Source organism: Poseidonibacter sp. (assembly GCF_041821165.1).
Taxonomy (GTDB): Bacteria; Campylobacterota; Campylobacteria; order Campylobacterales; family Arcobacteraceae; genus Poseidonibacter.
Window position 1 is genome coordinate 1 of the sequence record NZ_JBGUES010000010.1, and the last position, 15,837, is coordinate 15,837.

General features: G+C 32.0%; 1 pseudogene. It reads left to right on the forward strand.

Annotated elements, in window-relative coordinates:
- Positions 1 to 15,835: pseudogene (locus ACERKK_RS02065) on the forward strand (hypothetical protein); the annotation flags it as partial.
- Between the last annotated feature and the right edge of the window lie 2 nt (positions 15,836 to 15,837).

The following is a 15,837-nucleotide window of genomic DNA, read 5'->3' on the forward strand; positions in this document are numbered from 1 at the left end:
GGGAGATACTGTTGATTACTCATCAAAAGTTGGTGATTACCTTAATGTAAATTTAAATGATATTACAAATTCTTATGCCGATGCTGTAATTGGTGCAGAAACAGATAAGTTAAAAAACATTGAAAATATAAAAGGTACAATTAAAAATGATTTTATCTCAGGTGATGATGATTCAAATTTATTAGATGGTTTCCAAGGAGATGATATTCTAATTGGTGCAGGGGGAAGTGATACTTTACTAGGCGGTGATGGTGATGATATTTTTAAAGCTGGACTTGATACCAATGGTGATGATGTTTTAGAAGATGCAGATGATGGAGTAGATTATATAATTGGAGGTGAAGTAGATGAAAATAATTCAGGAGATACTGTTGATTACTCTGCTTTAAGTTCTTCAATAAATGTTGATTTATCAAATATAGATGCAGGAAATAATAATTATGTAATAGTAAATGTAGATGCTTCATCAAATGATTATATAAAAGAGATAGAGAATATTATTGGTTCATCTGCAAATGATATTATTAAAGGTGATGCTAATGCAAATATCCTAAAAGGTGATGAAGGAAATGATACCTTAGCTGGTGGAGCAGGGGCTGATACATTAGATGGAGGAACAGGAGTAAATAGAGTTGATTATTCTAATGCTGCAGGAAAAATTGTAGTGGATATGGAGAATGCTACTGAAGTTTCTATTGATGGTGATGGTTCTTCTGATGAGTTAATCTCAATTCAAGAAATAGTTGGAAGTTATGCTTCTGATACAATTTATGGTTCAAATAGTGAAAATGAATTGTTTATTGGAGGAGCTGCTTCTGATACTTTTATGGGAAGAGGTGGAGACGACACTATTTATGGTGGAAGTGAAGATAGATTAACTGATAATTTGTTAGATTTAGTAACATATGAATACTTATCTGATGGTACACAAAGTGTAACAGTAGATTTAGAAAATGAAACAGCAAGAGTATATGATAATAGTTCAAACCTTTTAGAAACAGATACTCTTTATGATGTAGAAAATATCAAAGGTGGAGAAGGTAACGATACTTTTATTACTAAATATGATGAGACAAATGTAATAAATGGTGCCGGTGGAACTTCTGATACTATTGATTACACTAGCTTAGATACAAGTCATTCTATAAATGTAAACTTAGAAGATAATGGAGCTAGTACAACAGTTGATGTAAGTGATACTACAAATGATGACACTATCTTAAATATCGAAAATATAATAGGTTCAAATCGAGATGATACAATTTCAGGAAATAATCTAGCAAATATTTTAAAAGGTAATGGTGGAAATGATACTTTAGAAGGTGAAGGTGGAAATGACACTCTTGATGGTGGAAGTGGAACTGATACAGCAACTTATGCAAACTCAAGTGATGGTGTTACTGTTGATTTAGGAACTACTACTTCTCAAAATATTTCAGCTTCTCAAGGAAGTGATACTTTAATAGATATTGAAAATGTTATTGGTTCAAGCTTAGATGACACTTTCTATTCAGACCATACAAGTGCAAACAATTTGAATGGTTCAACACACGGTGCAAATGGAGATACAGTAGATTATACTAATTTACAAAATCAAAAAGATGGTTTAAACTTCACAGGTGAGGTAAGTGTAGATTATATTATTGCTGATTTATCAGGTGCAACTGATACTGTTACTATTAAAAGTTCAGGTACTGATGTAGTTGATACTTTAGAAAATATCGAAAATATAACAGGAAGTGCTGGTAATGATACTATTACAGGTGATGGAAATAAAAATACACTAAAAGGACAAGAGGGAGATGATATCATAGCTGGTGGTGCTGGTGATGATTATATTGATGGTGGAACTGATACAAATGGAGATACAGTAAACTACTCTGATGCCTCAAGTGGTATAAATGTAAATTTAGGAATAGATGGCGTTTCTCAAAATGTTGGTGGTGGTGCTGGAAATGATACTTTAACTGATATTGAAAATGTTATTGGTTCAGCTTATGCAGATGTATTTAAGGGAAATAATAATGAAGCAAATACATTTAATGGTGGTATTACAGATTTATCTAACTTAAATTCTGAGCATATAAATGATGAAAACGATACTGTTGATTACTCTTCATTAACAGGAGCTAATGATAAGATTGTAGTTGATTTATCAAATACTGCAAGTGCAAATGTTGATGTAACTTTATCAAGTGTAGCACAAGAAAGTGATACTTTAGTAAATATAGAAAATGTAATTGGTACATCAGGAAATGATACATTTACAGGAAATCGTGATAGTAACTCTTTAAATGCAGGTGATGGAGATGATACTTTCTATGTAAAAGAAGCAGCTATTAGTGGTGAGAGTGATATTATCGTAGGTGGAAATAATACAAGCATAGGTGATACAGTTGATTTTAGTCAAGTAAGTGACAATACTTTATATGTAGATGTTAATTTAAGTTCTCAAAGCTTGGAGCTTAAAAATACTTCAAATACTACAGTAAGAAATGACAATGTTTCAGGAATAGAAAATATAGTTGGAACTGACAATGAAGATTTTATTACAGGTGATAACTCAAATAATACTTTAAAAGGTGAAGCAGGAACTGATACTATAAGAGGTAATGATGGTGATGATTATATTTTAGGTGGAGCAAACACTGATGATAATACAACAGCAACACAATATGAGTACTTAGATGGTGGAGCAGGAGCTGATATTATTTATGGTGGAGCAGGAAATGACTCTATTTTAGGTGGTATTGGTGATGGAAAAGATACACTTTATGGAGAAGCAGGAAATGATATTATCTATGCAGGAGCAGGAGTAGATACTGTTTATGCAGGATTAGATAATGACTTTATTAGTGGAGAAGCTGGAACAGATTTACTTTATGGTGGATTAGGAAATGATGAAATCAAAGGTGGAAGTGAGTCTGATATTATTTATGGAGATGATGACCAAGTAAGTGCAGGTGGTGGAGATGATACACTTTATGGAGATTCTGGAGATGATATCATTTATGCAGGTTCAGGTAATGATACACTATTTGGTGGAGCAAATGATGATATTCTTCATGGAGATACAGGAGTTGATACAGTTGATTACTCAAATGCAACGAATGGTATTGAAGTTAACTTTGTAACTAATAGAGGTACAGGTGAAGGTACTGATGAACTATATAATATAGAAAATGCAGTTGGTTCAAAGTATGATGATACTTTTATTTCAAAACTTGATGTTTCAAATAAGTTTGATGGAAATGATGATGAATCAGGTGAAACAAATGGAGATAGTATCTCTTATGAAGGAATCACAGTAAATGATGCCACAGAAGATAAAGTAGTAATTGATTTATCAAGTGGTGCTGATGGTGATGGTTATTATAGTGCTGATATTTATCAAGGTGGAACTACAACTATAAGTGATTATTTAAAAGATATGGAAAATATCACAGGAAGTGCAGGAAATGACACTATTACTGGTGATGATGATGCAAATACTTTAAAAGGTCTTGCTGGAGATGATATCATAAGTGGACAAGGTGGAAATGATTATATCGATGGTGGAGAGGGAAGTGATACTATTGATTATAGTGATGAAAACTTATCTGTAACAGTTGATTTTAAAAATAATCAAGCCTCTACAAATGCTCCTGAAGTTGATACTATTGTTAGTATAGAAAATGCAATTGGTGGAACTTCAAGTGATATGTTTATTATGAATGAAGACCAAAAAACAAATACTATAAATGGTGGAATAGGAGCAGGAGATTTAAATGACACAATCTCTTATGAAAACTATACTTCTTCAATAAATGTTGATTTAGGAGATACAAATCCACAGCTAGTATCAACATTAGATACAGATACAATCTTAAATATTGAGCATTTAATTGGATCACAAAGTGATGATAATATTACAGGTTCAAATGTAAATAACAGCATAGAAGGTGGTAAAGGTAATGATACCTTTATTACAGGAACTGGTGATGGTGCTGATTATTTTGATGGTGGAATAGGTACAAACGATACAATTGATTATTCTGCTATAGATAGTGCAGCAGCAAATGCACAAGGTATAACAGTAACACTTGATGGTGCAAATGAAAAAACAGTAATAGTTCACAATGATGTAAATAATGACAATGATAAAGTTCTAAATGTAGAAAATGTAATTGGAACACAAGATAATGATTATATCAAAGGTGATGTTCAAAATAATACACTTTTTGGTCAAAATGGAAATGATACTCTATTTGGAGAAGATGGATCTGATGATTTAAGAGGTGAAGTGGGAAATGATATTCTTGATGGTGGAAGTGGTGAAGATACTTTAAAAGGTGGAGATGGAGATGATACTTTAACAGGTGGAGTTGGAAATGATACTATTTATGGTGGAAATGAAGCAAGTGATACTGGAAATGATACAGTAGATTATTCAAATGCAATTGAATCTTTAATCATTGATTTAGATGTATCTTTAGCAGGTGGAATTGCTGGAACTGAGACTTACGGAAAATCAGATGGAAATAACTCTGAACAAGGTCAAGGTGATGATACACTTTACGGAATTGAAAATGTAATAGGTTCAGATGATGAGGTAAGATCAGACTCTATTTATGGAAGCAATGGTGTAAATACAATAATTGCTCAAAGAGGTGATGATTATATTGAAGCAAGAAATGGAGCTGATACTGTATTAGCAGGTGAAGGAAATGATACCATAAAAGCTACGATTGCTCTTGATGGAGCTGATAAGTATGATGGTGGAAATGGAAATGCTGATACTCTTGATTATTCTTCATTAAGTGAAAATATCTCTGTAAATATTGGACAAAATGCAACACATAAATTTGAAACAGGTAATGGAAATGACTCTTGGGAAGTTGATATTACAGACGGAGATAATGATATTATCAAAGGTTTTGAAAATATTGTAGGTGGAAGCGGTGATGATACTATTTTTGCAGATTCAAATAACAACTCTCTTTATGGTGCAGATGGAGCTGATACATTAAGTGGAGGTGCTGGAGCTGATACTATAAATGGAGCAGGTGGAAATGATACTATTAGTTATGCTTACCTTGATAATACAAAAAATTTAAGATTAGATTTACTAAATGATACCTCAACAGTAATTGGAGATTCACTTGATGATGATACTATTTATAGTATAGAAAATGCTATTGGTGGAGCTGGTAATGATAGTATGCAAGGTACAAATGGTGATAATATCTTACAAGGTGGAAATACAGGAAATGATACATTTGTAGGCCTTAGTGGAGATGATACTATTTATGGTGGTACTTTTAATGGGGTAACTCATACAGATAGTGGAAGTGATACGGTTGATTATACAAGTGAAAATAAAATATCTGTAACTTTACAAGATGATGCAAATATAGTTTCAACAGTAACAATTGATAGTAATAATAATACCACATTTGAAAATGATGGAAGTGATGAAAGAGATTCTTTATATGGAATTGAAAATATAAAAGGTTCAGATTCTGCAATAAATGGCGCTGATACTATTATTGGAAATAGTGCTTCAAATACTATTTATGGACAAAAAGGTGATGATACTTTAAATGGTATGGCAGGAAGTGATTACTTATATGGTGGTGATGGAGCTGATACTATTATAGGTGGGGCTAATGCTGATTATTTATATGGTGATGCAGGAAATGATAGTTTTAATGTAGGTTCAACTTTAATTTCAGACTATAGTGGCGATATAATCGATGGTGGAAGTGAAATAGATACTATTAATTATAATACTATTGATACTTCTGGTTTTACTCAAGGTGTAGAGATTGTACTTCAAGCAGGAAGCCCTGCAAATGTTTATGTAGATGGTAGTACAACAGTACATCATACTATTACAAATGTAGAAAATGTAATTGGAACAGATTTAAAAGATATTATCACAGGAGATAATCAAGCAAATACAATTTCTGGTATGGCAGGTGATGATATTCTTAAAGGAAATGCACTTAGTGATATTCTTTATGGTGGAGATGGAGCTGATGAACTTTGGGGTGAAGAAGGAAGCGATCTTTTAGAAGGTGGAGCTGACAATGATATCATCAGAGGTGGTTCAGGTTTTGATATATTAAGAGGTGATGCAGGAGCTGATAGTATTTATGGTGGAGCTGATGCTGACCAAATTTATGGTGGAGCTGATAATGATTATATTGAAGGTGGAGATGATAATGATACAATTATTGGTGAAGCTGGAAATGATACTATTAGAGGTGATAAAGGAAATGATATCATCGCAGGTGGAACTGTAACTATAAGTGCAGGAGCAGTTACAGCAAGTGTTGATGATGGAAATGCTGATACTGTTGATTATAGTGGTGCCTTAACTAGTATGACAGTTGATTTAGAAACTGATGATAACACAGATTTAGCTTCAAAAGGAGAAGCTTCAAGTTCAAACTTAAATGACCAAGGAACAGATGAACTTTATGATATAGAAAATGTTATTGGAAGTGAAGAGAATGATACTATTAAAGGAAGTAGTGAAAATAATATCTTAGAGGGTAGAAGTGGAGATGATACAATCTGGGGAGAAGTTGGAGCTGATACACTATATGGTGGAAATGACAATGATACACTATATGGTGGAGTTGGAACTGATAGTATTGATGGAGAAGCTGGAAATGATGAAATCTATGGTGGAGCTGATGCAGATACTTTAACAGGTGGAATAGGAAACGATACTTTCTATGCAACTGCTCAAGATGATGGAGCTGATAGTATTGATGGTGGAACAAATGCAAATGATAGTGATACTATTGATTACAGCGCTTTAACAAACTCAAATAACAAAATAGTAGCTACTTTAGATGAAAATATTGATACAGACTCAAGTGTTCAAGTTTATGATAATACAGGAACGTTACAACACACAGATACAATAAGAAATATTGAAAATATCACAGGAACTAGTGGAAATGATACTTTTACTGGAAATACTAGTGCAAATATTTTAATTGGTGGTGATGGAATTGATAAAGCTAATTATAACTATGCAGCTTTAAGTGCAGGAGTTACAGTAAATCTACATGCAGGAACTGCAAGTGATGGAGATTCATTAAACTCTATTGAGCATATACTAGGTTCAAATTTTGATGATACATTTATTACACAAGCAGGAGTAAATAACACTATTGAAGGTGGTTTAGAAACTTCAGAATTAAATGGAGATTGGATTGATTATAGTTCAAACTCTTCGACTGATTTAGTACTAGATTTAAGTGATTTAACTGCTGATTTTGCAACAGCTCAAGTTAGTGGAAATTCTAAACAAGATTTATTAAAAGATATAGAAAATGTAATTGGTACTTCTGGAAACGATACTATCACAGGAAATGCAGAAATAAATACAATCATTGGAAACGGTGGAGCTGATGAAATATCAGCAGGTGCAAATGCAGATAGTGTTCAAGGTGGAGCAGGAAACGATATCATCGATGGTGGAAGTGGTGCTGATATTTTAGAGGGAAATGAAGGTGATGATACTTTCGTTGGAACTAATTTTGATGGTGATAACATCGATGGTGGAACAAATACAAGTGCTGGTGATACAGTTGATTATTCACAAGTAGCAACACATGGTGTAACAGTTGATTTAAGTGATATAGATGGAGATAATGTAACTATTAATACAATTACTCATACTATAAGTGCAATTGAAAACATAAAAGGAACTAACCAAGCTGATAATATCACAGGAAATGACCAAAATAATATTTTAGAAGGAAATGCTAATAATGACATAATCTCAGGTTTAGATGGAGAAGATACATTATTAGGAGGAACTGGAGAAGATACTTTAAAAGGTGGAGCTGGTAATGATAGACTTGAAGGTGGAGATGATAACGATACCTTAGAGGGTGGAAGTGGAAATGACTTTTTATTTGGTGGAGAAGGAAGTGATACTGCTGATTATAGTAGTTCTTCTTCTACAATTGAAGCTACATCTACAAGCTCTATTATTGTTGGTGGAACAGAAATCGACTTTAGAAATTCTATTGAAAATATAATTGGTTCAAATCTAGTGGGAACTGGAGATAATATATCAGATTTAGATACAAATGCTACAATAAATACTTTAGTAGGTCTTGATGGAAATGATACTATTACAGAAGGTGCTGGAAATGATACTGTAATTGCTGGGGCTGGAGATGACTATATCTATGCAGGAACTGGTGACGATGAAATCAATGGAGATGGTGATTTTGCAGGATTTACTACTACTTTAGATGGAAATGATACTTTAGATTTTACAAAAGTATTAATCAATGATGATGCAGGTGATACAAGAGATATAGATGCCCAAACTTATAATGGTGGAGATTTTACAGGTATTGAAATAGACCTAGATGATAATACTGCTCAAAGAATACATGCGCAATTTGGAACAGATACTATTACAAATATTGAAAATGTAATAGGTACTGGAAAATCAGATTATATAAAAGGAAATGATTCATCTAACCTAATAGAAGGTAGAAGTGGAAATGACTATTTAATAGGACTTGATGGAGCTGATACTTTTAAAGGTGGAGATGGAGCTGATACTATTGATTTTTCTGCAGGAATTCAAGATGTTATAGTTGATATGAACAAAGAACAAACAATAGGTGATGATAGTACATATAGAGTTCAAAATGATGGTTATGCAAATAAAGAGTATATCGATGGAATCGAACATATTATCACAGGTGCAGGAGATGATATTGTTTATGGTGATGCACAAGGAAACTCTTTAATTACAGCAGCTGGTGATGATAGTATTAGAGGTGGAGCAGGAAGTGATTATATTGATGGTGGTATTGAAGGCCTTGCAGGAGATACTGTTGATTTCTCTGATTTAAATAATAAAGTAACAGTAGATTTAACAGCAGGAACAGCAATTTCAGGAACAGATACAGATACTTTAGTTGATATAGAAAATATTATTGGTACTTCAAAAGATGATATTATAATAGGTGATACTCAAAATAATACAATTAAATCAGGTGATGGTAATGATAATATAAAAGCAGGAGCTGGTCAAGATTATATTGATGGTGGAACTGGTTTATTAGATACAGTTGATTTCTCTGATGGAACACAAAAAGTAAATATTGATTTATCAAAAGTTCAAGATATAAATGATTCAAATACATATAGAGTACAAGATGATGGTTTTGGAAATAAAGAATATCTTGATGGTGTTGAAAATATCATAGGTACGAATTCAAAAGATATAATTATTGGAGATAGTGCAAATAATGAATTCAAAGGTGGTTCAGATAATGATACACTTTATGGAAATGCAGGTGATGATACTTTAATTGGAAATGCAGGAAATGATACTTTTAGAGCAGGTTCTGGTAATGATATAATTTATGGAAGTGAAGATAATAGTTCAAGTACAGATACTAATTATAGAGATGTTATTGATTATAGTGATGTAAATGTTGATATGACAATTAACCTTGAATTAAATCAAGCAAGTGGTGTTGGACAAGGTGTTGATACTCTTTATGATATTCAAGATGTATTAGGTTCTAGTGTAAATGATAATGTTACAGGAAAAATAGGTGAAGTAAACTCACTTATGGGACTTGATGGAAATGATACTTTTAATGCAACACTAGATGGTGATTTCCTTTATGGTGGAAGTATTACAGCAGGAACTCATACTGATAGTGGAAATGATACAGCTGATTACAGTGCAATTGATTCAAATGATGGTAGAGCTATAAATGTAGATTTATCAAGAGATGATGGAGTTAATACTACAAACAATGAACAAGAAGTACAACTAATAGGTGATGCTACTAAATTTGATAATCTTGAAGGTATTGAAAATATTATAGGTACTCAAAACAATGATATTATCAAAGGTAGTGATGATACTACTGAAATAAATATTCTAGATGGAAATAAAGGTAATGATACTTTCTATTCATCAGATGGTGTTGATAGTTTCATAGGTGGAGAAGGTATTGATACACTTGATTTTAGAGGTGTAAATACTGGTGCAGAGGGTGTAAATATTGATTTAGACCAAGATAAAACAATAGATGATGGTTTTGGAAAAGAAGATTATATAGCAAATGATATTGAAGTAATTATTGGTACTACAAATGCAGATATATTAAAAGGTGATAGTGCTAATAATACATTATTGGGTAATGATGGAGTAGATACAATATTTGGTGGAAGTGGAAATGATAGTATAGAAGGTGGTCTTGGAGCTGATACTTTAAAAGGTGATATAGGTAATGACACTATTTTAGGTGGAGATGATGGTGACTTTATTTATGGTGGAGAAGGCGATGATGAATTAAACGGTGAAGCTGGAAATGATACTATTTACTTTGATAAAGGTAATGATGTTATTACAGGTGGAAGCGGAAGTGATACTTTAACTTATGAAGAACAAATTATTACAAGTTCAGCTATTACTGTTAATAAAAATGATATTGGTGCTACAATTGATGTAGGAGTTGATGGTACAGATACTGTTATAGATCATATTGAAACAATTATTGGTACAGGATTAAATGATAGATTTAATGGATATGTAGGAACTGATAATTCAAATAACTATGAAGATACATTTTTAGGACTATTAGGAAATGATATTTTTGATGGTGGTAGAGGAGATGATTATATTGATGGTGGAGATCATACTACAAAAGATACAATAACTTTTGAAACAGTTTCTACTGATGTGGGTATTGATATAGATTTAGATAGAGCACAAGCAGATACAACTAATAAAACAGATTATGCTGTATTAGAAGATGGTTTTGGTGGAAAAGATTATGTAATAAATGTAGAGGATATTATAGGTTCTAAAAATAATGATAATCTTGCAGGAAGAGATGACTCTGATAACACAATTCAAGGTGGAGATGGAGATGATACGCTTTACTATACAAGTGGAAGTGATATTCTTTATGGTGGTACAACTGATACTTCATCAGGAAATGACTGGTTAAGTTTTGAAAATACAAATATAGGTTCAACAAATGTAAACATTGATGAAGGTGGATATGTAGGAAGTACTAGAGTTTATGGAATTAATAATATTATAGATTCAACTACAAATACAGGAGATAGAAACTTCTTTGGTAATAGTAATGCTAATAGCTTTATTACATACGGTGGTGCAGATAGAGTTAGAGGTGAAGGTGGTAATGATATTTATGACCTAGGTGATGGAGATGATAGAATTGAATCTGCTTATGGAAATGATATTATTATAGGTGGAACTGGAATTAATACTATTAACTATACACAATATGAAGGAACGACAGGTATTGAGTTTGATGCAAATTTAAATAATCAAACTATTAGTGTAGATGTAAATGGTGATGGCGTTAATGATTATACAAATATAACATTCCAAGAAATTCAAAATGATGGTACAGGTGCAACAGATTTAGTTTATCAAGTACAAAATATTTATACTGCAGATAATAATACTTTTAAAGATATCATTAAATTTGATGATCAAAATAATGATATTAGAACATATCGAGGAAATGACACTATTGATGGTAGAGGTGGAAATGACCTTATCTATGGTGGAGATGGTAATGATTTAATCAATGGTGGAACTGGAAATGATGAAATCCATGCTGGAAATAACAATGATATAGTTTATGGAGATGATGGAGATGATGAAATCTATGGAGATGGTGGAGATGACACTATTGAAGGTGGATTAGGAAATGATATCATTGATGCAGGAAGTGGTGATGATACTATTTTAAATGATGAAGGTATTGATACTATTAATGGAAATTCTCATAGTTCTAATGGTGATACTATGATATTTAAAGTAAATGGTACAAATGGTGTTGTTGTAAATTTAAGTGCTAGTACACTAAATTATGATGCTACTTCAATTGCAGGAAATAGAACAATTGATACCTTTACAAATACAGAAATTGTTACAAATATAGAAAATATTATAGGTACAGATAATAAAGATATTGTACAAGGAAATAGCTCTGTTAATACTCTTACTATGGGGAATGGTGATGATACAATTTTTGGTTCTTTAGGGAATGATAAAATTGATGGAGAATCAGGAACTGATTTACTTGATTATTCAAACTTAAGTGGTGGAAATGGAGTTATCTTACAACTTGGAGATAATGCAAGAATTGGAACAGATAATCAAACTATTACAAGTATAGAAAATGCAAGAGGAAGTGATTACTCTGATGATATCACAGGTGACAATGGGGTAAATACTTTATGGGGAGCAGATTCAAATGATACTTTAGATGGTGGAGCTAATGATGATACACTTTATGGAGATGATGGAGATGATACTTTAATAGGTGGATCAGGACTTGATTATTTATATGGTGGAACAAATACAGCATATACAGATGGAAGTACTCATACAGGAGATACAGCTGATTATACAGATATTGGAAATAAAGTTACTATTGATTTAGATAATTCAGGAAATGCAATAGCAAGTATATCAAATGGAAATGATAGATTATTTGATATAGAAAACTTAACAGGAAGTGCTGTAGGAGATGATTTATCAGGAAATGCTAGTGCAAATACTCTATTAGGAAATGCTGGTAATGATATTTTAAATGGTGAAGCTGGAAATGACTATATAGATGGTGGAGCTGATGATGACACTATTATAGGTGGAGCTGATGATGATACATTAAAAGGAAGTACTGGAAATGATGTATTTATAGCTTCTAATGCAGATGGAGATGATAGTATTGATGGTGGAGATGATCTTGATATTGTAGATTATAGTAATGTAACTGGACCTTTAAATGTAACGCTAGGTGCAAATGGGGATGCAACGGTTAATATTGCAGGAACTGATACCCTTACAAAAATTGAAGGTTTTTATGGAACATCATTAGGTGATACTATGACTGGTAATGATGATAATAATGTATTTGAAGGAAGAGATGGTTCTGATACTCTTATAGGTAATGCAGGTGATGATACATTACTTGGTGGAGAAGGTGATGATACATTAGTTGGTGGAATAGGAAATGATATCATAGATGGTGGTAATGATGGCGCTAATGGTGACTGGGTAGATTATAAAGATAGTACAAGTGCTATTAATATTAACCTAAGAGCAGATGCAGATCATGCAACAGGTGAAGGAACTGACCAAATAAGATATATTGAAAATATTGATGTATCAAATAATGAAAATGGAAATATTGTTCAAGGTGATGCAAATGATAATACATTTATAGCAGGAACTGGTGACGATACTTTATCTTATGATGGTTCAACAGATGCTGTTATTATTGATTTTGATGCAGGAACTTCAAGTGGAGATGGAGCTGATGAGTTTGTAGATTTTGAAAACTTTATAGGTTCAAATCAAGCTGATACACTAATAAATGATTCAGTAAAAGATGATACCTTATTTAAATCATATGATGCAAAAGGTGGAATAGATACTGTTGATTACACATTATCAAACCAAGATATAACTGTAAATGTAAATGGAAATACATCTGCAACATTAACAGTAGATGCAGCAGATGACTCCTTATCAAATGTAGAAATTATTAAAACAGGTTTGGGAGATGATACTTTTATTGTTACATCAACAACAGGTCTTGATACTTTAGATGCAGGTGGAGAAACTACGAAAGATATTCTTCAATTAAGTGGAAATCTTGATTTATCAAATATAACATTATTAAATTTTGAAGAGATACAAGTAGCAGATAATCAAACTCTTACTTTAAGTGCTAAAGATTTAGATGATAAAACTATGACAATTTCATTAGGTGCAAATGCTACATTAAAGATAAATGCAACAGATCTTGTAAATGACCATGATTTTGGAGGTATTACACTTACAAAAGCAGGTAGTGCAATAAGTGAATTAATAGTAAGTGATACATTAGATTTAAGTAATAAAATTTTAGGACATGCTACAAATAACAATAGTAATATTTTTGATACCTTTACAGTATCAGGTGATTTAACACTAGATGAGTCTCAGGCAATATCAAAAACAATTACAGGAAGTGGAAGTGCAGTCGTTGAGGTAAATTCAGATAGTTCAACAGATTTTGGCACAGTTTTAAACTTAAGTACATCTGCAAATGAAACTATACAGTTTACAGCTAATAGTTCTACATTTACTGGAAATTTTGCAGATTCAAAAGTTGTAGTAGATGCAGGTATTACACTTACAACAAGTGCAGTAAAAATAGATAATGTTGATGTAAATAATAGTGGAAATATTTCTATTACTGATTTAGATAATAACTCAGGTTTATCTAATGCTAATTTATCAACTATTACAGGTAGTGGAACAGCAACTGCTATATGGGATGGAACAACTACATTTACAGGAAACTTAGGAACAGTAGATGTAAATATAGCAAGTGGTGTTATGAGTGCAGATGGTTCAAAAGTTGATGGAAAAACAATTTCAGGAGCAGGAACACTTACAATCACAGGAAGAGGTGATGGGAGTGTAGATGTATCAAATATTACAACAACACAAGCATTAGATGTAAATATTACAGATGGTGTAACAACATTAAGTGGTGTATTAATTGATGTAGATGCAAGTGATTCAAGCTCAGCTATTACAATAATAACAGATCAAATAGATCAAAACTTTATAGGTGGAAGTGCAAGTGATACTGTAATAACAAGTGGGACTGGTGTATATACAGGAACATTAACAAATATTGAAAAGGTTTCAAATGCAAATGCATTAAGTTTTGATTCAACACTATTAGATGCTAAAACTATTGACTTTATTGGAAGTGGAAATATAACAATTACAGGACTTAGTGGAAGTGAAAATCCAAACTTCACAAATATAACATCAAGTGGAGCAGGAAAAGTAATCGTAGATATCTCTTCTGCAACAATATTTACAGGAACATTAAATCAAGATATAGAGTTTGATGTAAGTTCAACATTAACTATAGATGCAAATAAAGTTAGTGCAATTACTGTTGTAAATACAGGAATAGTAAATGTAACTGATTTAGATAATGATTCAGGAAATGCAGATGCCAACTTATCAACAATTACAGGTGGAACAGTAAATGCAACATGGGATGGAACAGATACATTTACAGGAAATTTAGGTACTGCAATAGTAGATATTGCAAGTGGTGTTATGAGTGCAGATGGTTCAAAAGTTGATGGAAAAACAATTTCAGGTGCAGGAACACTTACCATCACAGGAAGAGGTGATGGAAATTTAGATGTATCAAATATTACAACAACACAAGCTTTAGATATAAATATTACAGATGGTGTAACAATCTTAAATGGAGTAAGTACAAATGTAGATGCAAGTGGAAGTACTTCAGCTCTTACAGTAAATACAGATGAATTAACAAATGATATTATAGGTGGAACACAAAGTGATACTTTAATATATACAGGTACAAGTGGAACTTATACAGGAACATTAACAAGTATAGAAGAGTTTAGTACTTCAACAGCTGTAACATTTACTGCAAATGAATTAAATGGTAAAACAATTGACTTTATAGGAAGTGGAAATATTAATGTATCAGGATATACAGGAGATCAAGATTTAAGTAATATTTCATCAAATGGTTCAGGAAACTTATTCTTAGATATTACAAGTAATGTAACACTAGGAGTTATTCCAAATGACTTTAATATTAATTTAGCAGCCAATGATATTACATTAACAGCAGATACTGTAAAAATTGATGGATTAATAGTAAATGATAATGCAAATAACACAAGTCTTCAAATAAATAATTTAGAAACAAAAACTAATGCAGATTTAACAAAAATAAATGTGATACAATAAAT